At 64.9% G+C, this 21,877-nt stretch carries 22 protein-coding genes; 11 read left to right on the forward strand and 11 right to left on the reverse strand.

Annotated elements, in window-relative coordinates:
* The first annotated feature begins 33 nt into the window (after window positions 1–33).
* Window positions 34–1,428 (forward strand): dihydrolipoyl dehydrogenase, encoded by a 1,395-nt coding sequence (lpdA, locus tag KO516_RS08740; protein ID WP_216003405.1) that lies wholly within the window; start codon window positions 34–36, stop codon window positions 1,426–1,428.
* An 83-nt stretch (window positions 1,429–1,511) separates the two neighbouring features.
* Here lpdA and KO516_RS08745 read toward each other — a convergent pair whose 3' ends face one another.
* From KO516_RS08745 to KO516_RS08760, 4 genes are read right to left on the reverse strand one after another with little or no spacing between them, the layout of a single operon-like run.
* Window positions 1,512–2,114, reverse strand: a complete 603-nt coding sequence (locus KO516_RS08745) for a pyridoxamine 5'-phosphate oxidase family protein (protein ID WP_216003406.1) — start codon at window positions 2,112–2,114, stop codon at window positions 1,512–1,514.
* Window positions 2,101–2,826, reverse strand: coding sequence for a 1-acyl-sn-glycerol-3-phosphate acyltransferase (locus tag KO516_RS08750; protein ID WP_216003407.1), 726 nt, complete (start codon window positions 2,824–2,826; stop codon window positions 2,101–2,103). The genes KO516_RS08745 and KO516_RS08750 overlap by 14 nt, the downstream gene beginning before the upstream one ends.
* Before the next feature lies 1 nt (window position 2,827).
* Window positions 2,828–3,733, reverse strand: a complete 906-nt coding sequence (locus KO516_RS08755) for an ABC transporter permease (RefSeq protein WP_216003408.1) — start codon at window positions 3,731–3,733, stop codon at window positions 2,828–2,830.
* Window positions 3,730–4,407, reverse strand: coding sequence for a cell division ATP-binding protein FtsE (locus KO516_RS08760; RefSeq protein WP_216003409.1), 678 nt, complete (start codon window positions 4,405–4,407; stop codon window positions 3,730–3,732). Before KO516_RS08760 ends, KO516_RS08755 begins: the two co-directional genes overlap by 4 nt.
* 195 nt (window positions 4,408–4,602) lie before the next feature.
* Here KO516_RS08760 and KO516_RS08765 point away from each other — a divergent pair, with 195 nt between their 5' ends.
* The 3 genes from KO516_RS08765 (at window position 4,603) to KO516_RS08775 (ending at window position 7,744) form a co-directional block, all read left to right on the forward strand.
* Window positions 4,603–5,418 carry a zinc-ribbon domain-containing protein gene (locus KO516_RS08765; RefSeq protein WP_216003410.1) on the forward strand — a complete coding sequence of 272 codons (816 nt, stop codon included), beginning with the start codon at window positions 4,603–4,605 and terminating at the stop codon, window positions 5,416–5,418.
* 230 nt (window positions 5,419–5,648) lie between these two features.
* A complete protein-coding gene (locus KO516_RS08770; protein WP_216003411.1) occupies window positions 5,649–7,049 on the forward strand; it encodes an aspartate aminotransferase family protein in 1,401 nt (466 codons plus the stop codon).
* On the forward strand, window positions 7,046–7,744 hold the full coding sequence (locus KO516_RS08775; RefSeq protein ID WP_216003412.1) for a GNAT family N-acetyltransferase: 699 nt from the start codon (window positions 7,046–7,048) through the stop codon (window positions 7,742–7,744). The genes KO516_RS08770 and KO516_RS08775 overlap by 4 nt, the downstream gene beginning before the upstream one ends.
* 69 nt (window positions 7,745–7,813) lie before the next feature.
* Here the strand turns inward: KO516_RS08775 and KO516_RS08780 are convergent, their stop codons facing one another.
* The 3 genes from KO516_RS08780 to KO516_RS08790 all read right to left on the reverse strand — a co-directional run bounded on the left by KO516_RS08780 (window position 7,814) and on the right by KO516_RS08790 (window position 10,698).
* Entirely contained in the window at window positions 7,814–8,101 is a 288-nt protein-coding gene (locus KO516_RS08780) for an HU family DNA-binding protein (protein ID WP_216003413.1), read from the reverse strand.
* Between the two features lie 143 nt (window positions 8,102–8,244).
* Window positions 8,245–9,729: an AMP nucleosidase gene (locus KO516_RS08785; RefSeq protein ID WP_216003414.1), complete on the reverse strand. Its 1,485-nt coding sequence runs from the start codon at window positions 9,727–9,729 to the stop codon at window positions 8,245–8,247.
* A gap of 99 nt (window positions 9,730–9,828) precedes the next feature.
* Window positions 9,829–10,698, reverse strand: a complete 870-nt coding sequence (locus KO516_RS08790; RefSeq protein ID WP_216003415.1) for a branched-chain amino acid aminotransferase — start codon at window positions 10,696–10,698, stop codon at window positions 9,829–9,831.
* A 184-nt stretch (window positions 10,699–10,882) separates the two neighbouring features.
* On the opposite strand from KO516_RS08790, the gene KO516_RS08795 reads away from it, so the two are divergent.
* From KO516_RS08795 to dxs, 6 genes are all read left to right on the forward strand, one after another.
* Window positions 10,883–11,392, forward strand: coding sequence for a MarR family winged helix-turn-helix transcriptional regulator (locus KO516_RS08795; protein WP_216003416.1), 510 nt, complete (start codon window positions 10,883–10,885; stop codon window positions 11,390–11,392).
* The gene (locus tag KO516_RS08800) at window positions 11,392–12,093 is read left to right on the forward strand and encodes a response regulator (protein ID WP_216003417.1); all 702 of its coding nucleotides are present in this window, start codon (window positions 11,392–11,394) and stop codon (window positions 12,091–12,093) included. The genes KO516_RS08795 and KO516_RS08800 overlap by 1 nt, the downstream gene beginning before the upstream one ends.
* A gap of 69 nt (window positions 12,094–12,162) precedes the next feature.
* Window positions 12,163–13,089 carry a histone deacetylase family protein gene (locus KO516_RS08805; RefSeq protein WP_216003418.1) on the forward strand — a complete coding sequence of 309 codons (927 nt, stop codon included), beginning with the start codon at window positions 12,163–12,165 and terminating at the stop codon, window positions 13,087–13,089.
* Window positions 13,086–13,328, forward strand: a complete 243-nt coding sequence (locus KO516_RS08810) for an exodeoxyribonuclease VII small subunit (RefSeq protein ID WP_216003419.1) — start codon at window positions 13,086–13,088, stop codon at window positions 13,326–13,328. The genes KO516_RS08805 and KO516_RS08810 overlap by 4 nt, the downstream gene beginning before the upstream one ends.
* Window positions 13,329–13,334: 6 nt before the next feature.
* Window positions 13,335–14,204, forward strand: a complete 870-nt coding sequence (locus KO516_RS08815; RefSeq protein WP_216003420.1) for a polyprenyl synthetase family protein — start codon at window positions 13,335–13,337, stop codon at window positions 14,202–14,204.
* A gap of 14 nt (window positions 14,205–14,218) precedes the next feature.
* Entirely contained in the window at window positions 14,219–16,144 is a 1,926-nt protein-coding gene (dxs, locus tag KO516_RS08820; RefSeq protein WP_216003421.1) for a 1-deoxy-D-xylulose-5-phosphate synthase, read from the forward strand.
* 3 nt (window positions 16,145–16,147) lie between these two features.
* Here the strand turns inward: dxs and KO516_RS08825 are convergent, their stop codons facing one another.
* Window positions 16,148–16,996, reverse strand: coding sequence for an SDR family oxidoreductase (locus KO516_RS08825; protein ID WP_216003422.1), 849 nt, complete (start codon window positions 16,994–16,996; stop codon window positions 16,148–16,150).
* Between the two features lie 143 nt (window positions 16,997–17,139).
* On the opposite strand from KO516_RS08825, the gene KO516_RS08830 reads away from it, so the two are divergent.
* Window positions 17,140–17,625, forward strand: coding sequence for a lytic transglycosylase domain-containing protein (locus KO516_RS08830; protein ID WP_216003423.1), 486 nt, complete (start codon window positions 17,140–17,142; stop codon window positions 17,623–17,625).
* Between the two features lie 105 nt (window positions 17,626–17,730).
* Here KO516_RS08830 and KO516_RS08835 read toward each other — a convergent pair whose 3' ends face one another.
* The 3 genes from KO516_RS08835 to KO516_RS08845 all read right to left on the reverse strand — a co-directional run bounded on the left by KO516_RS08835 (window position 17,731) and on the right by KO516_RS08845 (window position 21,777).
* Window positions 17,731–18,921, reverse strand: coding sequence for an ABC transporter permease (locus KO516_RS08835; RefSeq protein WP_216003424.1), 1,191 nt, complete (start codon window positions 18,919–18,921; stop codon window positions 17,731–17,733).
* A gap of 4 nt (window positions 18,922–18,925) precedes the next feature.
* Entirely contained in the window at window positions 18,926–20,563 is a 1,638-nt protein-coding gene (locus KO516_RS08840) for an ABC transporter permease (RefSeq protein WP_216003425.1), read from the reverse strand.
* A gap of 107 nt (window positions 20,564–20,670) precedes the next feature.
* Window positions 20,671–21,777, reverse strand: coding sequence for an extracellular solute-binding protein (locus KO516_RS08845; protein WP_216003426.1), 1,107 nt, complete (start codon window positions 21,775–21,777; stop codon window positions 20,671–20,673).
* Window positions 21,778–21,877: the final 100 nt, after the last annotated feature.

Below are 21,877 nucleotides of genomic sequence, written 5' to 3' on the forward strand. Positions count from 1 at the left end.
CTCCCAGACAGAACACAAAGGAAAGGACATCCCATGGCAGAGTACGACGTCATCGTCATCGGCGCAGGCCCCGGCGGCTACGTGGCCGCCATCCGCTGCGCCCAGCTGGGTCTCAAGACCGCCTGCGTCGAAGGGCGTGAGACCCTCGGCGGCACCTGCCTCAACGTCGGCTGCATCCCGTCCAAAGCGCTGCTTCACGCCAGCCATCAGCTGCACGAAGCCCAGCACAATTTTGCCGCCATGGGCCTGAACGCCGATGCGCCCTCCGTCGACTGGGCCAAGATGCTGTCCTACAAGGATGACGTCATCGGTCAGAACACCAAGGGCATCGAATTCCTGTTCAAGAAGAACAAGATCGACTGGCTCAAGGGCTGGGCGTCCATCCCCGAGGCCGGCAAGGTCGCCGTCGGCGACGAGACCCATAGCGCCAAGAACATCATCATCGCTTCCGGCTCTGCCCCGGCGTCGGTGCCCGGTGCGGATGTCACCATCGACGAGGAAACCATCGTCACCTCGACCGGTGCCCTGACGCTGGGCGAGATCCCCAAGAAGATGATCGTCATCGGCGCGGGTGTCATCGGGCTGGAAATGGGCTCGGTCTACGCCCGCCTTGGCGCCGAGGTCGAGGTGATCGAATATCTCGACGCCATCACCCCCGGTATGGACCCCGAGGTTCAGCGCACGCTTCAGAAGATGCTCACCAAGCAGGGGCTGAAATTCACCCTTGGCGCAGCGGTCTCGAACGTCGAAAAATCCGATGCCGGCGCAACGGTCACCTACAAACTGCGCAAGGATGACAGCGAGCATACCGCCGACGCCGATGTGGTGCTGGTCGCCACCGGTCGCAAGCCCTACACCGAAGGCCTTGGCCTCGACGCGCTTGGCATTGCCACCACCGACCGCGGCCAGATCAAGACCGACGGCCACTGGCAAACCTCGGTCAAGGGCATCTACGCCATCGGCGATGCCATCACCGGCCCGATGCTCGCCCATAAGGCCGAAGATGAAGGCATGGCCTGCGCCGAAGTCATCGCGGGCAAGCATGGCCACGTCAATTACGACGTGATCCCCGGCGTGATCTACACTTGGCCCGAAGTGGCATCGGTCGGCAAGACCGAGACCGATCTCAAGAACGAGGGCCACGCCTACAAGGTTGGCAAGTTCTCGTTCATGGGCAATGGCCGCGCCAAGGCGGTGTTCGCGGGCGAAGGGTTCGTCAAGATCCTTGTCGACAAGGAGACCGACCGCATCCTTGGTTGCCACATCATCGGCCCGTCGGCGGGCGATCTCATCCATGAGGTCTGCGTGACGATGGAATACGGCGGCTCGGCCGAAGATCTGGCGCTGACCTGCCACGCCCACCCGACGTTCTCGGAAGCGGTGCGCGAGGCGGCGCTGGCCTGCGGCGACGGCGCCATCCACGCCTGATCGCGACAGTGACGGAAAAGGCCTCGATCCAACCCGGATCGGGGCCTTTTTATCTTAGGCCTGCGGGAAAAAAGCGCCGGCGCTTACCAGAGCGTGCTGCGCGCCCGGTCGGGGTAATCGCGATCCCAGGCGCTGGCGTCGATCTCACCGCTGGTCATTTCCGACAGGATATCGCCTAGGCTCGGCACCTCGGCGCTGTCATCGCGCCCCCAAAGCCCGGATCGCAGCAGCGATTTGGGGCATTGCGCATAGACTTCGCCGATCTCGATGACGATCACCGTGACCGGGTGCCGCCCCGCCTGCTCAAAGCGTGCGCACAGATCCGCGTCGTCGGTCAGCCACGCCCGGCCATTCACCCGCACCACCACATTGTCACCGGGCACCATGAACATCAGCGCAATTCGCCCGTCGCGCACGATATTGCGCAAGCTGTCGAGCCGGTTGTTGCCGCGCCAGTCGGGCAGTGCCAGCGTGCCAGCGTCAAGTTCCAGCGCCACCGGGCCATCATCGCCGCGGGGGCTGGCGTCCATCCCCTCGGGGCCGCAGGTGGCCAGAACGCAGAACCGCGACGCCGCGATCCAGCGCCGGTAGGCCGGGGTCAGCCGCCCTGCGACCTTGCGCAGCGCCGCGCCGCCCGGAGCGGCGTAAAGCGCCTCGAGCGCGGCGATGTCGTCAACGCGCCGCATCGCGTGCCTCTTTCAGCAGACGGTCGCTGGCGGTCTCGACCACCTCTTCGAGATGGCTCAGGAATTCCGCCTTTGTCACTTCGGGACCGATGGGGGGCAGGAACTCGACCACCGCAAGGCCGGGTTTGCGATAGACCCCAAGGCGCGGCCAGAAATGCCCGACATTGGTGGCCGCCGGAATGCAGGTCTGTTTGAGATAGCCATGCAGAAGCGACGCGCCGACCTTGTAGGGCGCCTTGACGTCCGGCGCCACGCGGGTGCCCTGCGGATAGATGATCAGCTGCCCGGGATGCGCCTCGTTGCTGGCCTTGGCGGCGCGCAGCATCCCGGCAATCGCCGCGCCCTTCTTGCCGCGATCCACCGGAACGCAGCCGATGCGCGTGGCGTATTGCCCGACGACCGGGGTGAACAGAAGCTCGCGCTTCATGATGAACTTGGCCGCCGGAACCGCGTCGAAGATGATGATGATATCGAGAAAGCTCTGGTGCTTGGAGGCGATCAGCACCTCTCCGGTCGGGATTTCGCCGCGCACTTCGGTCTTCAGCCCGACCATCCACGAGGCGCACCACAGCGTCCAGCGGCACCAGATCTTGGCGACGCGGCGGGCGGCGTGTTCCGAGGTCAGCGCCCATGGGAACAGCCCCAGCCCGATGACCGCCATCCCCCCGTACATGGCGATGAGAAACGCATAGGATCGAATCCATTGCAACATGTCAGCTTAGTCCTGCTAGTACGCGCCGCGCGGCGACGGCGGTTGCGACAAAGGCCACGACACCGGCCAGCGGCGGCACCAGAAGCGGCACGCCCCAATGCCAGCCCTGAAAGCCCAGCCCGGTCAGAAAGCCCGATGTTTCGCCCCCCGACGGCATCAGCATCACCGCCAGCACGCCAAGCGCCGTGCCCGCAGCCGCGCCCATCAGCGCACGCAGGGCAAAGCGGCGCACAAAGGCGCGAGCGATGTAATTGTCGGTGGCCCCCACAAGGCGCAGCACCGCGATGACCTGTGCATTGGCCGCAAGCGCGGCGTTTGCGGCCAGCGTCACCATGGCGCCCACCGCCGCTGCGATCAACAGCGCTGCGCCCCAGCCCAGCAGGTTCAGCCGAGACGCCGCCTGCGCCAGAGGCTTGCGCCAGCGGGCGTGATCATCCAGCACCGCGCCTGGCACTTCGGCCTGAAGCCGCAGGCGCAGCCCCGCCGGATCATAGCCCCGCGCGGTCTCCTGCACTTCGATCAGCTGCGGCACCGGCAACTGGTCAACCGGCACGTCCGGGCCGAACCACGGCTCGAGCAGTGCCTGCTGTTCGGCCTCGCTCAGCGCGCGGGCCGACTCGATGCCGGGGGTCTGCTGAAGCAGCCGCAGCGCCGCCGAGGTCTGCGCCGCCAATTGCCCCGCCGGGGCAGAGATACGCACGGTCGAAGAGCGCGCCAGCTCGTTACCCCAGCTGGTCGCCAGCCGGCCCGCCGCCAGCGACAACGCCAGCGCAAACACCGCAAGGAACGCCATCGCCGCGGCGACGAACAGCGTCAGCCGCGCGGTAAACCCGGTCGGCGGCACCACCCGGTCCGCGGCGCTGTCGCCCCGTGCCAGCGCACGCAAGGTCTGCAGGGTCAGGTTCACAGGTCGGCCCCCGCAGCGGTGATGCGCCGGTTGGCAATGCGCAGCACCCGCGCCTGAACCTGACTTTTGGCGGCGCGGATCAGCGACAGGTCATGGGTTGCGATCAGAATGGTCTTGCCCATGCGGTTCAGCTCGATCAGCAGCTGCAACAGGCGCTGCGACATCTCCCAGTCGACGTTGCCGGTCGGCTCGTCGGCAAGGATCACCTCGGGCGACATGATCACCGCGCGGGCCAGCGCGGCGCGCTGACGCTCGCCCCCCGACAGCTCGGGCGGTAGCGCGTTGGCGCGTTCGGTCAGCCCGACCCAAGCCAGCAATTCGCGCAGGTTCTCATCCTGCTGCGAAAAGCCCTCGCCCGAGACGGTCAGCGGCAGCGCCACGTTTTCATTCAGCGGAAGATGATCCAGAAAGGCGCAATCCTGATGCACCACGCCGATGCGGCGCCGGCTCATGGCGATGGCGTCGCGATCCATCTGCCGCACGTCCTGACCAAAGATCCGCGCCTGCCCCGCCGTCGGGCGCAGCGCGCCGTAACACAGTTTCAGCAATGTGGTCTTGCCCGCGCCGGACGGGCCGGTCAGGAAATGGAACGAGCCGGGGGCAAGCTGTAGCGAGAGTTCGCTCAGCAGCTCTGCGCCGCCATAGCTGTACGCCACGTTCTCCAGCTCGATCACGGTGTGTCGTCCTGCCCCTGCGGCCCGCACCCCGGTCTGCGGGGCGGGGCGAAAACCACGGCCTGTTGTGCATGAGCCGCGCCACATATGCAATCCGCCGGGGGTGTGGAAATTGGGCTTTCCCCGCTTTGGGCGGCAACCTAGTGTTTGCAAAGGAACATGGCGCCGCTGGGCGCGCAGCAACATGGGGACCAGATGCGGCTGATTTGCCCGAATTGCGATGCGCAGTACGAGGTACCGACCAACGTCATCCCTGCGGGCGGGCGCGATGTGCAATGTTCGAACTGCGGGCACACCTGGTTTCAGGATCCTCCCGACAAGCTGCCTGCCGACGCCACCTCCACCGACGACAGCTGGGACAGCGGGCCTGAGCCTGCACAAGGCCCAGAACCCCAAACCGACTTCGCCCCAGAGCCGGAGGCGCAGCGCCAGCCGCGCAGCCTTGACCCATCCGTGCTCGAAGTGCTGCGCGAAGAGGCCGAACGCGAACAGCGTCAGCGCATCGCCGAAGCGGAATCTCTGGAAACCCAGCCCGACCTTGGGCTGAGCCAACCGGACGAAGACGAGCCCACCCGCCGCGCCCGCGAGTCGCGCGAGCGGATGGCGCAGATCAAGGGCGAAGCCCCCGCCGCCAGCACCGCCGTCCATTCGCGGCGCGACCTGTTGCCCGACATCGAAGAAATCAACCAGACCCTGCGCGCGACCCCGGAGCGACGCACAAGCGGCGGGCACGACATGTCGACTCCGCAGGGCCGGGCCGCCCTCGCGGAAGACATGAGCGCCGAGCGCGACGGCTTTGGCAAAGGCTTCAGGCTGGCGATTGTCGCCGTGATGCTTGCGGTCCTGCTTTACGCGATCGCACCGACAGTGATCGCCATGGTGCCCGCGCTTGGCGCGGTGCTTGATCCTTATGTCGGGGCGATCACGGGCCTGCGGCACTGGCTCGACGGGCAGATCGTCGCGCTGTTGCAGATGCTCGACGGCATGAGTTCGGAAGCGTCTGCACTGTAGCGCGCGGGCGTCCGCCCCTGCACAAGAACAGCACCATCGCGCGCCCGCCCGAACCACCCTGTCCGGGCGGGTCTGGATCATTTGCCTGCAAGCGCCGCGTAGCGCAGCAAACCTGCCGTGCATCGCGGAAATTCCCCGCCCGCGGTGTTGCGTCTTTCCGGCAAAGCTGTGCTATCATCGCGCCCGAACCGGCGGCAGCGCCGGCAAGGCCCATTCCCGGAGACAACAGCATGGACGGCACCCGCACCCAGAACGACCTCAGCCACGTGGTGGAGGCCGACAAGGCCCACGTCTGGCACCATCTCGTGCAGCACAAGGCGTTTGAAACCAGCGACCCGCGCATCATCGTCGAGGGCAAGGGCCTGCGGGTCTGGGATCAGAACGGGCGCGAATTCATCGACGCGGTGTCCGGCGCGGTCTGGACCGTCAACGTCGGCTACGGGCGGCAAACCATCGTTGATGCCATGTCCGAGCAACTGATGAAGGTGAATTATTTCGCCGCCGCCGCCGGGTCCATCCCCGGTGCGCTTTTCGCGGAAAAGCTGATCGCCAAGATGCCGGGGATGAGCCGGGTCTATTACACCAGTTCGGGATCCGAGGCGAACGAGAAGGCGTTCAAGATGGTGCGCCAGATCGCCCACAAGCGCTATGGCGGCAAGAAGCACAAGATCCTCTATCGCAACCGCGATTACCACGGGAGCACCATCGGCACGATGTCGGCGGGCGGGCAGACCGAACGCAACGTGCAATACGGCCCCTTTGCGCCCGGCTTTGTCGAGGTGCCGCATTGCCTTGAATACCGCGCCGCCGATCAGGGCTGGGGCGATCTGTCGGGCGAGGCTTATGGCCGCCGCGCCGCCGATGCCATCGAAGAGGTGATCCTGCGCGAAGGCCCCGACACTGTCGGCGCGCTGTGCCTCGAGCCGATCACCGCAGGCGGCGGCGTCATCGTGCCGCCCGAAGGCTACTGGCCCCGCGTGCAGGAAATCTGCCGCAAATATGACATTCTGCTGCACATCGACGAGGTCGTCTGCGGCATCGGGCGCACCGGCACCCATTGGTTCGGCTACCAGCATTACGGCATCGAGCCCGATTTCGTGACCATGGCCAAGGGCGTCGCTTCGGGCTATGCCGCCATCGCCTGCTGCGTGACCAGTGAAAAGGTCTTTGACCTGTTCAAGGACAACGCCAGCGATCCGCTTGACCATTTCCGCGACATCTCGACCTTTGGCGGCTGCACCGGCGGCCCGGCGGCGGCGCTGGAGAACATGCGCATCATCGAAGACGAGAACCTGCTGGAGAATTGCGCCGAGATGGGCGCCTACATGCTTGGCAAGTTCGAAGCGCTGAAGGAAAAGCACGCGGTTGTCGGCGACGTGCGTGGCAAGGGGCTGTTCCTCGGCATCGAGCTGGTCAAGGACCGCGATACCAAAGAGCCCGTGAGCGAAGCGCAGATCGGCGCGGTGGTTGCCGGCTGCGGCGCCGAAGGTGTGATCATCGGCGCGTCGAACCGCTCCTGCCCCGGCCTGAACAACGTGCTGTGCTTTGCGCCGCCGCTGATCATCAAACCCGAAGAGGTCGACGCCATCGTTGCCGCAGTCGACGTGAGCCTCGGCAAGGTCTTCGGATGAGCCTGAGCCGGATGAACGATTTCGGGCAGCCGGTCGGCACGCCGGTGGCGGGAGTGTTTCCCCGCCCCCGGCCAAGCCGCAGCGCACTGCCCGGCGCCTTCGTCCGGCTTGAGCCACTGACCCCCGATCACGCCCCGGCCCTGTTCGAGGCCTTTGCCGAAGACCGCGACGGGCGCGGCTGGACCTATCTGCCGCGCGGCCCGTTCAAAGACCACGCCGATGCCGCCGCATGGGCCGCGCAGGCCAGCGCCAGCGAAGATCCGCTGTATTTCGCCATCTGCGCGCCGGATGGCACGCCGCTGGGCTTTTGTTCCTACCTGCGGATCGACCCGGCCAATGGCGCGATCGAAGTCGGCTTCATCCACATGTCGCCGCGCCTGCAACGCACCCCCGCCGCCACCGAGGCGATGTTCCTGATGATGGCCAATGCCTTTGATACGCTGGGATATCGCCGCTACGAATGGAAATGCGACGCGCTGAACACGCCGTCGCGCCGGGCGGCGCAGCGGCTGGGCTTCAGCTACGAAGGCACGTTCCGGCAGGCGGTCATCGTCAAGGGGCGCAACCGCGACACCGCGTGGTTCTCGGTGATCGACAGCGAATGGCCGGCGCTCAAGGCGCGGTTCGAACACTGGCTCGACCCGGCGAATTTCGACGCGGACGGCTATCAGATCACCGCGCTCGGGCGGATCTGACATCCGCTACAAATGCAAAAGGACCGCCCGGGGGCGGTCCTTTTTCTGTCTGCGGGACCGCTTGGCGGATCAACCGTTGACGCTGTCTTTCAGAGCCTTGGCGATGGTCACCTTGACCTGCTTGTCGGCGTCTTTCTTGAACTGCTCGCCGGTGGCGGGGTTGCGCACCATACGCTCGGGGCGCTCTTTGCAATAGATCTTGCCAACGCCCGGAAGGGTCACGGCGCCACCTTCGGCAACGGCCTTGGTGATGATGCCGGTGATCGCATCGATCGCAGCGGAAGCGGTTTTCTTGTCCGCGTCCATCTCGGTGGCCAGAGCGGCCACGAGCTCGGTCTTGGTCATCGGTTTCGCCATTTCATGGTCTCCTTGACTGCCCGTAGTGGTTGGGGGCTTCTTATTAGAATAGTCATCATGTCGTGTTCAAACACAATGGAATGGGGCGGTTTGCAAGGGGAAAACACAGATTTTCGCCCATGAAAGCCGCGATCTCAGCCGATCTAGAGGAAAGCTGTTTCCTGAAAGCTGCGCAGCTTGCGACTGTGCAACCGTTCGAGCGGCATTCCGCGCAGACGCTCCATCGCGCGAATGCCGATCATCAGGTGCCGCGCGACCTGCGTCTTGTAGAAATCAGACGCCATTCCAGGCAGTTTCAGCTCTCCGTGCAAGGGTTTATCGGATACGCACAGCAGCGTGCCATAGGGCACCCGGAAACGAAATCCGTTCGCCGCGATGGTGGCGCTTTCCATGTCCAGCGCCACGGCGCGCGACTGGCTGAGCCGTTGCACCGGGCCGGACTGATCGCGCAATTCCCAGTTCCGGTTGTCGACGGACGCCACGGTGCCGGTGCGCATGATCCGCTTCAGATCATAGCCATCCAGCTGGGTTTCCTGCGCCACCGCCTGTTCCAGCGCCACCTGAATTTCCGCCAGCGCGGGAATCGGCACCCAGACCGGCAGGTCGTCATCCAGCACCTTGTCCTCGCGCAGATAGGCATGGGCCAGCACGAAATCCCCCAGAGATTGCGAGGCGCGCAGACCGGCGCAATGCCCCACCATCAGCCACGCATGCGGGCGCAGCACGGCGATGTGGTCGGTCGCGGTTTTGGCATTCGACGGCCCCACCCCGATGTTGACCAGCGTGATGCCGTTCCCATTCGCCCGCTTGAGATGATAGGTCGGCATCTGCGGCATCTTGAGGCTGGGCGGGATCACCGCCTCGGGGTCGGTGATCTCGACATTGCCGGTCGAGACAAAACTGGTGTAGCCGCTCGCCGGGTCGGCCAGCTGGGCGCGGGCGTAGGATTCAAACTCGCTGACGTAGAACTGGTAGTTGGTGAACAGCACGTGGTTCTGGAAATGGCCCGGATCGGTGGCGGTGTAATGCGCCAGCCGCGCAAGGCTGTAATCGATGCGCTGCGCGGTGAACGGTGCCAGCGGCTCTGCCCCGTCGGGCGCGGGCAGCGCCACGCCGTTGACGATATCGTCGTTGGTGATGTTCAGGTCCGGCACATCGAAGACATCGCGCAGGATGAATTCGGATGCCCCCTCCTGCGGCACCGCGATATCGGGATAGTTCGACACCGCGAAATGCACCGGCATCGGCGTATCCGAGATCCCCACCTGCACCGGCACCTGATGGCTTTCCATCAGCAGCGCAATCTGCTGCCTCAGGTAATGCCGGAACAGGTCTGGTCGGGTGATCCCGGTGGCATAGGTGCCCGGCGCCGAAACGTGGCCAAAGCTCAGGCGGCTGTCGACCTTGGCATAGGAATTGGTGGTGATGCGGATTTCCGGGTAATAGGCCCGGATGCGGGTGCCCGGATGGCCGCTCGCCATCGCCTCCAGAAAGCGATCATGCAAGAAGCCGATGGCCAGATCGTATAGCGCGCACAACCGATCGACAGCGGCATCCGCGTCGGTGAACAGCTCGGGCGCGGGGGCCTGCGGCGTGACGATCTTCAGCGGTTGCGTGGTGTCCTGCATCGTGCGCCCTTCTCTGGTGTTACCGGGCAAACTGGCATCGCAGGCGAGGGCGTACAAGGCAGGAAACGCGCCCCCGCGATCGGGGGCGCGATGGTCCGCTCAGGCGCGCACCAGCTTTTCGTAGGTGTCGAGGATATCCAGCGTCAGCGCGCCGACCTCGAAATTGTAATCGCGGATCGAACCGACCGGGGTGACCTCGGCGGCGGTTCCGGTCAGCCAGCATTGCTCGAAGCTTTCCAGCTCTTCGGGCATGATGTGCCGCTCGTGCACGGTGATGCCCTTTTCCTTCAGCAGCTTGATGACCGTCTGCCGGGTCAGGCCGTTGAGGAAGCAATCCGCCAGCGGGGTGTGCACTTCGCCGTTCTTGACGAAGAAGATGTTCGCCCCGGTCGCCTCGGCCACATAGCCGCGATAATCCATGAACAGCGCATCAGAGCAGCCCCGCGCCTCGGCTTCGTGCTTGGACATGGTGCAGATCATGTACAGACCGGCGGCCTTGGCGTGCACCGGGATGGTCTCGGGCGACGGGCGCTTCCAGCGCGCGATGTCCAGCTTGGCGCCCTTGAGCTTGGCGTCGCCGTAGTAGTTGCCCCACTCCCACGCGGCGATCGCCATGCGGACGGGGTTGCGCGAAGAGGCAACGCCCATGTCGGGGCCAGCGCCGCGCCACGCCACGGCGCGGACATAAGCGTTGGTAAAGCCGTTTGCCTGCAGCACGGCTTCCTTGGCGGCGTCGATTTCTTCGGCGCTGTAGGGGATCTCGAAATCCAGCTCGCCAGCGGAAAACCGCAGGCGCTTGGAATGCTCGTGCCCAAGGAAGATCTTGCCATCATAGCAGCGCTCGCCCTCGAACACCGAAGAGGCGTAATGCAGAGCGTGGGTCAGTACGTGCACCTGCGCCTTGCGCCAATCCACCAGCGCGCCGTCCAGCCAGATCTTGCCGTCGCGGTCGTCATATGCACCTTCCATCGCTCTATCTCCTTTGGCGTGGTATATGTCGTGTGGCATCGTTCGAATTTACGTTTATTGCGAAGAAGCACCCGGTTTGGATATTTAATTTCGCAAAAACTGCGCCTCGCTAGCAGTTGGGTCTTGGAATGTCAATAAGGCTGACTTAAACTCCGTGCTAAACCTGATGAAGGATGAGGCAAAGATGGCGGATCTGCCGGGAACGCAAGGGCATGTGGGGGAATCCCTGCTCTTTCTCACCGACGAACAGCTGCGCCAGGGCATCGAGGCGATGTTCTTTGCCTATCGCGGCTTTACCGCCGATCCCGACCGCATCTTGTCGACGCTGCAATACGGGCGCGCGCATCATCGGGCAATCCATTTCATCAACATCGTGCCCGGCACCACGGTGAACAACCTGCTGTCGATCCTTGGCGTCACCAAGCAATCGCTCAACCGCGTGCTGCGCACCCTGATCGAAGACGGCCTTGTCGAAAGCCGCGTCGGACGCGCCGACAAGCGCGAGCGGCACCTGTTCCTCACCGCTGATGGGCGCGAGCTGGAACACCGGCTGTCGGATGCGCAGCGGGCGCGGATGCGCGCCGCCTACCGTCAGGCTGGCCCCGATGCGGTCGCTGGATTTCGCAAGGTTCTCGAAGCGATGATGGACCCGGATCTGCAACGGCATTATTCAGGCCTGAGGGAGACCCGCTGATGGCCGAACCAGACGCCCATATTCTTGTTGTCGATGACGACGAGCGCATCCGCCAGCTGTTGCAGAAATTTCTGATCCGCAACGGCTTTCTTGTCACGGCGGCCCGCGATGCCGCCCATGCGCGGCGCATTCTCAAGGGGCTCGATTTCGACATGATCGTGCTTGATGTGATGATGCCCGGCGAGGATGGCGTCAGCCTGACCCGCGCGATCCGCGAAACCAGCACCACGCCGATCATGCTGCTGACCGCCCGCGGCGAGACCGAGGACCGCATCAAGGGCTACGAGGCCGGGGCCGACGATTACCTGCCCAAGCCCTTCGAACCCAAGGAGTTGCTGCTGCGCCTCGCCGCGATCCTGCGCCGGATGCCCGAGCCGCCCAGCGATGCCTCGGCCCCCAAGCTGCTGACGCTTGGGCCGATCCGCTATGACATCGACCGGGGCGAGATGTGGCAGGGCGACGATCTGGTGCGACTGACCGCCACCGAAAGCCAGCTGATGCGGATCTTTTCCGCCAAGCCCGGCGTTGCGCTGACCCGGAGCGAGCTGGTCGAGGAGCTGGGCCGCGACAAGGGGCAGGCGCAGGAACGCGCCGTCGATGTGCAGATCACCCGCCTGCGGCGCAAGCTTGAATCCGACCCCAAACAACCGCGCTATCTTCAGACGGTGCGCGGCGCGGGCTACATGCTGGCCCCCGACTAGGGATTCCCTGTTGTTCGACTCCCGGCTCTGCGGTTTCATCGCGATAGCGCCGATCAGGGAGGGATCGACATGACCACCGCACTCATCAGCCATTCCGATTGTCTGAACCATGTCACGCCAGAGGGCCACCCCGAGCGGGTGGCGCGGCTTGAACACCTGCTGCATGCGCTGGCACCGCTGGATCTGCTGCGCCTTGCCGCGCCGCCGGCCAGCGATGCCGACATCGGCCGCATTCATCCGCAGCGCTACATCGAAAGGATCGCCGCCGCCGAACCAGCCAAGGGCGAGACGCAGCTGGATGGCGATACCTGGATGTCGCCCGGCTCGATGCAGGCTGCGCGCCGCGCCGCCGGGTCGGTGATCCGCGCCGTGGATGCGGTGATCTCACGCGAGGTGTCCAATGCCTTCTGCGGCGTGCGCCCGCCCGGCCATCACGCCGAACGCGAAACCCCGATGGGCTTTTGCATCTTTGGCAATGCGGCGCTGGCGGCGCAATACGCGCTGGACCATCACGGGCTGAGCCGCGTCGCCATTGTGGATTTCGATGTGCATCACGGCAATGGCACGCAGGATCTGATCTGGGACGAAGACCGCGTGCTGTTCATTTCCTTGCACCAGTCCCCACTGTGGCCCGGCACCGGCGATGCCACCGAAACAGGTGGGCACGGCAATGTGCTCAACATCCCCCTGCCTCCCGGCAGCGACGGGGCCGAGATGCGCGCCGCCTACGAGGCGCAGGTGTTTCCACGGCTGAACGCCTTTGCCCCCGATCTGCTGATCCTGTCCGCCGGGTTCGACGCCCACACCGACGACCCGCTGGCCCAGCTGGACTGGAACACCGAAGATTTCCGCTGGCTGACCCATGCGCTGTGCCAGATCGCGGCGAAACACTGCCGGGGGCGGCTGGTCTCGGTTCTCGAAGGCGGCTATGATCTGGCGGCGCTTGCGGCTTCGGGCCGCGCGCATGTGGAAGAACTGATCGAGGCAGGAAAATGAGCGACGCGCCCGTCGAGGACATGACATTCGAACAGGCTATGGCCGAACTGGAACAGGTGGTCGGTAAGCTGGAACGCGGTGACGTGCCGCTTGAAGCGTCGATCGAGCTGTACAAGCGCGGCGATGCGCTGAAAAAGCACTGCGAAGCCAAGCTGAACAGCGCCGAGGAAAAGGTCGCGCAGATCCAGCTTGATGCTGGCGGCGAGCCTGCCGGGCTGAAAACCGTCGAGGGGCTGTAAGCCCTGATGTTCCGCGACAGTCTGGGCAGCGGCGCACGCGCCGTGGAGGCCCATTTCGACGCCGTTCTGAGCGGGTTCCAGGACCTGCCCGTCAGCCAAGCGATGCGCTATGCGGTCGGCGGCGGCAAGGGTCTGCGTGGCTGGCTGGTGCTGGAATCGGCGCGTCTGCACGATGTGCCGCAGGATCGCGCGCTCTGGCCCGCCTCTGCCATCGAGGCGATCCATGCCTATTCGCTGGTGCATGACGATCTGCCCTGCATGGATGACGACGACCTGCGCCGGGGCCAGCCCACGGTGCACCGTAAATGGGACGAGGCCACCGCCGTTCTGGCCGGCGACGCGCTGCAGGCGCTTGGCTTCGAACTGGTTGCCGATCCACGCTGTCACCCGCTGCCCGAGGTGCGCGCCGATCTGACGCTGTCGCTGGCGCGGGCGGCCGGGGCGCGCGGCATGGTGCTGGGTCAGGCGCTGGATATGGCGGCGGAAACCGCCGGCAGCCCGCTGACACTGGAGCAGATCACCGCCTTGCAGAACGGCAAGACCGGCGCGCTGATCACGTGGTCGGCCACGGCGGGGGCACGGTTGGCGCAGGCCGATCTTGCACCGCTGACCGCCTATGCCGACCGGCTTGGCCTTGCCTTCCAGATCGCCGACGACATTCTTGATGTCACCGGCGACGCCGCAACCGTCGGCAAGGCCGTCGGCAAGGACGAGGGGCGCGGCAAGGCGACCTTTGTCTCCCTGCTTGGCCTTGACGGTGCGCAGGCGCGCGCGCAAAGCCTCGTGACCGAAGCCTGCGACGCGCTATGCTCTTATGGGGCAAAGGCCGATGCCTTGCGGGACGCCGCCCGCTTCGTTATCTCCCGCCAGAACTGATTGCGAGTAGATTGATGACCACCAACCCCGACACCCCGCTTCTTGACCGCGTGACCTCTCCGGCGGACCTCAAGCGGATGTCGGATGCCGAGCTGGAACAGCTCGCGCATGAGCTGCGGGCGGAAACCATCGCGGCGGTGTCGCAGACCGGCGGCCATCTGGGGGCCGGGCTTGGCGTCATCGAGCTGACCGTGGCGCTGCACGCGGTGTTCGACACGCCGCGCGACAAGCTGATCTGGGACGTGTCGCATCAGGCCTATCCGCACAAGATCCTGACTGGGCGGCGCGACCGCATCCGCACCCTGCGCATGGAAGGCGGACTGTCGGGCTTCACCAAGCGATCCGAGTCGCCCTATGATTGCTTTGGTGCCGGGCATAGCTCGACCTCGATCTCGGCGGCGCTCGGTTTTGCCGTGGCGCGCGATCTGGGCGGCACCACCGACACCGGCGCGGGCGATGCCATCGCGGTGATCGGCGATGGGTCGATGTCGGCGGGCATGGCCTATGAGGCGATGAACAACGCCGGCCACCTTGGCAAGCGGCTGATCGTCATCCTCAACGACAATGAAATGTCCATCGCCCCGCCCACCGGTGCGATGTCATCCTACCTGTCGCGGCTTTATGCCGAAGCGCCGTTTCACGATCTCAAGGCCGCCGCCAAGGGCGCGGTTTCGCTGCTGCCCCCGCCCCTGCGCGAAGGCGCGAAGCGGGCGAAGGAGATGCTCAAGGGCATGGCCGTTGGCGGCACCCTGTTCGAGGAGCTGGGCTTCAGCTACATCGGCCCGATCGACGGGCACGACCTGCCCCAGCTGCTGCCGGTGCTGCGCACCGTGCGCGACCGCGCCACCGGGCCGATCCTGATCCATGCGCTGACCCGCAAGGGCAAGGGCTATGCCCCCGCCGAAGGCGCCGCCGACCGTGGCCATGCCCGCGCGAAATTCGACGTCGCCACCGGCGAGCAGAAGAAAGCACCGTCGAACGCGCCCGCCTATACCAAGGTCTTTGCCAAGGAACTGACCCGTCTGGCCGAGGTCGATCCGCGGATCTGCGCCGTCACCGCCGCCATGCCCGACGGCACCGGGCTTGACCTGATGGCCGAGCGGTTTCCCTCGCGCGTGTTCGATGTCGGCATCGCCGAGCAGCATGGCGTGACCTTTGCCGCCGGGCTGGCGGCGGGCGGGCTGCGGCCCTTCTGCGCGATGTACTCGACCTTTCTGCAACGCGGCTACGATCAGCTGGTGCATGACGTGGCGATCCAGCGGCTTCCGGTGCGCTTTGCCATCGACCGCGCCGGGCTGGTCGGCGCGGATGGGGCGACCCATGCCGGGGCCTTCGACATCGCCTTCATGACGAACCTGCCGGGCATGGTGGTGATGGCCGCCGCCGATGAGGCCGAGCTCAAGCACATGGTCGCCACCGCCGCCGCTCATGACAGCGGCCCGATCGCGTTCCGCTATCCGCGCGGCGAAGGGCTTGGCGTCGACATGCCCGAAACGGGCGAAATCCTCGAGATCGGCAAGGGCCGGATGATTCAAGAGGGCAAGCGCGTCGCGATCCTCAGCTTTGGCACCCGTCTGGGCGAGGTGATGGCCGCCGCTGAAAAGCTTCATGCGCGCGGCATCACCCCCAGCATTGCCGATGCGCGCTTTGCCAAACCGCTCGACCGCGATCTGATCCTGCGGCTGGCCCGCGACCACGAGGCGCTGATCACCATCGAGGAAGGCGCAATCGGCGGCTTTGGCAGCCATGTGGCGCAATTGCTGGCCGACGAAGCCGTGTTCGACCACGGGCTGAAATTCCGCTCGATGGTGCTGCCCGATACCTTCATCGACCACGCCAGCCCCGATGCGATGTACCGCAGCGCCGGGCTGGACGCCGCGCAGATCGAGGCAAAGGTGCTCAGCCTGCTTGGGGTCGAGGTGCTGAGCCGCAAGGCCTGACGGTTACGCGCCCTGCAGCGCGCGCAGCCCGGCGCTGTAGTCGGGGTAGATCAGCTGCACGCCCAGTTCTTCCTTGATCCGGCGATTCGAAACGCGCTTGCTTTCGGCATAGAAACTGCGTGCCATCGGGGTCAGTTCGGCTGTGTCGAATGCCTCTTCTTCGGGCAGCGGAACGCCCAGCAAAGCGGCAGCAAATTCGATCACCTCTTGCGGCGGGGCCGGATCATCGTCGCACAGATTGTAGATCGCGCCAGGATTGGGCTGACGGATCGACGCGTCGAGCGTCTGCGCAATGTCCTCGACATGGATACGGCTGAACACCTGACCGGGCTTGATGATGCGCCGCGCGGTGCCCCGGCGCAGCTTTTCGAACGGCCCGCGGCCCGGACCGTAGATCCCGGCAAGGCGGAAGATATGCAGCGGCAGATCCGGGATCGCCTGCCACGCCGCCTCGGCGGCAACGCGCATCTGGCCGCGGCGGGTGCTCGGGTCTGGCGGGGTCGTCTCGTCGACCCAGCCGCCCGCCTGATCACCGTAAACCCCGGTGGTGGAAAGATAACCGACCCACGCCAGCGACGATGCCCGCCGCGCGATCGCCTGCGGGGCAAGGCGCAGCGCCGGATCGCCCACGGCATCCGGCCCGGCCGAGACCAGCAGATGCGTGGCTTGCGCAAGTGCGTCTTCGACGGCTTGCGGCGTCCAGTCCACCGGCACGACCCCGGCAGAGCGCAGACGTTCGGCCTTTGACGCATCGCGGGTGGTGCCAAGCACCGTCCAGCCTTGCGGCAGCAACCGCTGAGCCAGAGCCTGCGCCGAATAGCCATGTCCAAGAGAGAGCAGCACGTTTTTCATGCGCAAATCCTGACCGTCGCCGCGCCGGGATGCAAGGGGCGGCGCATGGGCGAAGACACGCCGACGCAAATCCTCGCGTCTGGCCGGATTGCGGCGGGTGCGCTAAGGCCGATTGCAGGCGTTTGACAGCATACCGAGGATCCATGACCCCGATTTCCCGCCGAGGCGTCCTTGCGCTCATTCCCGGCGCCCTTGCCGCCTGCAGCATGTCTCCCCAGCAGGCCGAAGCCCCCAAGGCGATGAATTTCAACCCGCCGCTTTATCCGAATGAAACGCCGGAGTTGCGCAGGCTGATCAACAAGTGGTCGGACAATTACGAGGTGCCCCGCGAACTTGTGCATCGCCTTGCGATCCGCGAAAGCACCCACACCCCCGAGGCCCGCAACGGCCCCTATTACGGCCTGCTACAGATCCTGCCAGCAACCGCCCGCAGCATGGGGTTTCAGGGCAGCGCGCCGGAACTTCTGAACCCGGATACCAACCTGCGATACGGCGTGAAATATCTTCGCGGCGCGTGGCTGGTGTCCGACGGCAGTCAGGACCGCGCCATTTCATGGTACGCGAAGGGCTATTACTACGAGGCCAAGCGGCGCGGCATGCTGATCGCCACCGGGCTGCGCAGCGCCTGAGCCAGTTGCACCGGATTCGGATGGGCAGCACCCTCCGCTTTTCCAACGCAGAACGCGGGCAGAGATTTCCGCCCGCGTTCCAGATATGTGCCGATTTCGGCGAGTTCAGCGCGGGGTCATCCCCCGCAGCCGTTCAGAGCGGCGGCGCAGCATCTCGACCACCGTCAGCAGCAGGATCGAGATCCCCACAAGGATCGTCGCGGCCGCAAGGATCGTCGGCGAGATCTGCTCGCGCAGGCCGGTGAACATCTGCCACGGCAGCGTCTGCAATTCGGCGGAACCGATGAACAGCACCACCACCACCTCGTCGAACGAGGTGATGAAGGCGAACAGCCCGCCCGAAATCACCCCCGGAAGTATCAGCGGCATCTGCACCCGGAAGAAGGTGGTCACCGGGTTCGCCCCCATGTTCGCCGCCGCCCGCGTCAGCGAGCGATCAAAGCCCACCAGCGTCGCGGTCACGGTGATGATGACAAAGGGAATGCCCAGCACCGCATGCGCCAGCACCACGCCCCAATAAGTGCCCACGAGACCGATCTTCGAGTAGAAGAAATACATCCCGGTGGCCGAGATGATCAGCGGCACGATCATCGGCGAAATCAGGATCGCCATGATCGCCCGCTTGCCCGGCACGTGGCTTTGCGACAGGCCGATGGCCGCCAGCGTGCCCAGCGAGACCGAAATCACCGTCGCCACCGGCGCGATCAGCAACGAATTCTCGACCGCGCGGGTCCATTCCGGGTTGGTCAGGAAGTCGCGGTAGTGACGCAGGCTGTAGCCGGCAGGATCGAAGCTCAGCATTTCCGGGGTGAAGGTAAAGAAGCTTTCGGCGTTGAAGCTTAGCGGCATCACCACGAGGATCGGTGTGATCAGGAACACGAAGATCGCGCCGCAGATCACCCGGAAGGTGTAATGCCACAGCACCTGCCCAGAGGTCAGGTAGGGCACCAGCGGCGTCCGGTAACGGCCAAAGCCGATCCAGTAAGCGAACCAGCCAAAGAACCAGCCGAACAGCCCGCCGACGACCAGCCCCGGCGTGCCGCTCAGCAGCAGGCCGACCACCGCGAACAGCGCGACCAGCCCAAGACGGGCGAGCTTTTCCAGCCCCTCGCCTAGCAGTTTGACCAGCACATAGGCGATGCCCGCCATGACGATGGCGCCGCCGATGACCCCAAGCAGAGACGAGCCGTTGGCCGCGCCGATAAAGATCCCGGCGACAGCGCCTGCCGCCGCCAGAACCCCAAGGGTGAACCCCAGCGGCTTTTCCCCTGCGGGTGTGAGAATGACGTCGTTCATAGCCTTATCCCAGCTTCACGTTGTCGATGCCGACGATCCGGTCGTAGGCCCAGTAGAGTATGAGAACCACTGCCAGCAGGATCGCCCCCAGCGCCGCCGCAAGCCCCCAGTTGAGCGAGCTTGAGATATGATAGGCGATGCGGTTCGAGATGAACGTGCCGGTGGTGCCGCCGACGATTTCCGGGGTGATGTAATAGCCGATGGACAGGATGAACACGAGGATCGACCCCGCCCCGATGCCCGGAATGGACTGCGGGAAATACACCCGCCAGAACGTCGTCCAGTTGGTTGCGCCCAGCGATTTCGCCGCCCGCACATAGGTTGGCGGGATGGTCGACATCACCGAATACATCGGCAGGATCATGAACGGCAGCAGGATGTGGGTCATCGCCACGATGGTGCCGAACTGGTTGTTGATCATCACAAGGCGGCTGTCATCGGCAATCAGCCCCAGCCAGACCAGCACATCGTTGATCACGCCCTGCTGTTGCAGCATCACCTTCCACGCCGAGGTGCGCACCAGAAGCGATGTCCAGAACGGCAGCAGCACGAGGATCATCAGCAGGTTGGCCTGACGCGATGGCAGGTTCGACAGGATATAGGCCACCGGATAGGCCAGCAGGATGCACGAGCCGGTGATGACCAGCGACATGAAGATCGTGCGCTTGAACAGCAGGATGTAGATGCGCTCGTTCTCGGGGCGCATTTCCACACCCTCCGGCGTCAGTTGCATGTCGACCGAGTTCAGGAAATACCCGGAGGTGTAATCCGGCGCGTATAGCTTGATGGTCTTCCAGATCTCGGGCTGCGCCCAGTCCTCGTCCATCTCGACGAAGCCATCGGCAAAGGACACGGTCTCGAAGTCAGGGCTGTCTACCAGCGCATCGGCGGCGATCAGCATCTCGGCGCGCGGGCCGGTATAGCCCGACAGATCGCCCGCCTTCAGATCCTCGTACAGCGCGGTGTGCACGGCGGACCACGGCTCTTCCTTGAGCGGGCTCTTGGCCTCTTCCTCTTGCTGGTAGAGCGCGAAGGCCTCGTATTGCTCGGCGGTCTTGGGCAGCAGGTCGGCGATGCCATCGCGCAGGGTGAATTTGGGCATGCGATCGCCCTTTTCCCACGCGGCCTGATCGGTCAGCCACTCGGGGTCGCCCATCAGCTCGGCCCAAGGCTGCGCCTCGTCCCAGTTCTTGTCCAAGTCTTCGAACTGGTCCTGATAGACCTCGCCGATATCATCAAGCCCGCGGCCCGATTTGCGCATCAGCGACGAGGCGCCGGTCATCTCGTAGTTCAGCCGCGTGCCAAGCCGGGTGTGCTCCTTGCGCTCGGCGGCCATGTAGAGGTCGTAAAAGGCGTCTTCATAGACCCCCTCGGGCGGCAGGCCCTGCCCATCCCAATCGGCCAGCGCGGCGGTGGTGCGCGGCAGGGTCTCTGAAACGATCTCGTTCTCGACAGAGCGGAACAGCATATCGGCGATCGGCGCGATGAAGGTCACGAGCACGAAAAGCAAAAGCGGCGCGATCAGCATCAGCGCGCGCATCTTTTGCAGGCGCAATGCACGCGCGAGGCTTTTTTTCAGAGGCGTGCCATCGGCGGCCAGCATCGGGCCGGAGGCGTCGCCTTCTGCGCTTGCTTGGGTCATGGGGGTCCCCGTTGTCGGTTGTTCTGGTGCGGTCTCTTGCGGACGCGCTGTCACGGGCGAATGCCCTTTGCAGAGGGGGCGGACCAATGGCCCGCCCCCAAGCGTGTTTACTGCGCCAGCCAGGCCTGGAACTTCGCGTCGATATCGTCGCGATAGTCAGCCCAGAACTCGTAGTTGTAGAGCAGCGTGTTCTTGGAGTTCTCGGGATCGGTCGGCATGTGCGGCGCCATGTCGATGCCCAGATCGGCGTGTTGACCGACCAGCGGAGCCGAGCTCATGCGCGCGGGACCGTACGAGATGTACTTGGCCTGATCCGCAAGGCGCTGCGTGTCGGTCGCGAAGTAGACAAAATCCTTGACGCGAGCGAGCGCTTCGTCCGACAGGCCGGTCGGGATGATCCAGCCGTCAAGATCGAACACCTGCATATCCCAGAGCATGCCAACGGGCTGATCCTGTTCCTCGATCACCGAGAACAGACGACCGTTGTAGGTCGAGCCCATCACGACTTCGCCGTCGGCCAGCAGCTGCGGCGTGTCGGCACCAGCAGACCACCAGACCACCTGATCCTTGATGGTATCAAGCTTGGCGAGCGCCTGGTCCTGGCCCTCGGGGGTTTCCAGCACATCGTAGATATCGTCCTTGGCGACACCGTCGCAGTACAGGGCCCATTCCATGTTGTTGATCGGGCGCTTTTCAAGCGCGCGCTTGCCCGGATAGGCATCCATGTCGAACAGGGCGCAGATCTCGGTCGGGGGGGTGTCGCCCACCAGATCAGTGCGATAGCCCACGGTGGTCGAATAGACGATCTGCGGGATGAAGCAATCCGACACGATCAGGTCACCGAAATCATCCGAGGCATCGGTGCCATCGTCGGCGGGGGCCAGAAGCTCGTCCGGGTCGTATTCCATCGCGAGGCCTTCGTCGCACAGACGGATGGCGTCCGCAGCGACCACATCCACGAGATCCCAGGTGATGTTGCCGGCCTCGTTCATGGCGCGCAGCTTGGCGACGGCCTCGTTCGAGGATTCATCCCAGGACACGGTGACGTCGGGGTGCTCGGCCACATAGGGCTGGGCATAGGCCTTGTCCTGGCTTGCCTGGTAGGCGCCGCCCCAGGAGACGAGCGTCATGCTGTCCGCCATGTCCTGCGCGAATGCCGAGCCAGCAGCGACGGTGAGCGCCGTCGAGGCCAGGAGGGTCTTGGTCAGTTTCATTGATTGCTCCCTGGTGTTGTACCCGTTTTGTCGAAAGGGCGCGTCCACGGGTTCGGGTCCGGGCCCTGTAAAGAAGCAGGCAGCCTGTCGCCGCCCGCCC

This window comes from Citreicella sp. C3M06 (genome assembly GCF_018860705.1).
GTDB lineage: Bacteria > Pseudomonadota > Alphaproteobacteria > Rhodobacterales > Rhodobacteraceae > Salipiger.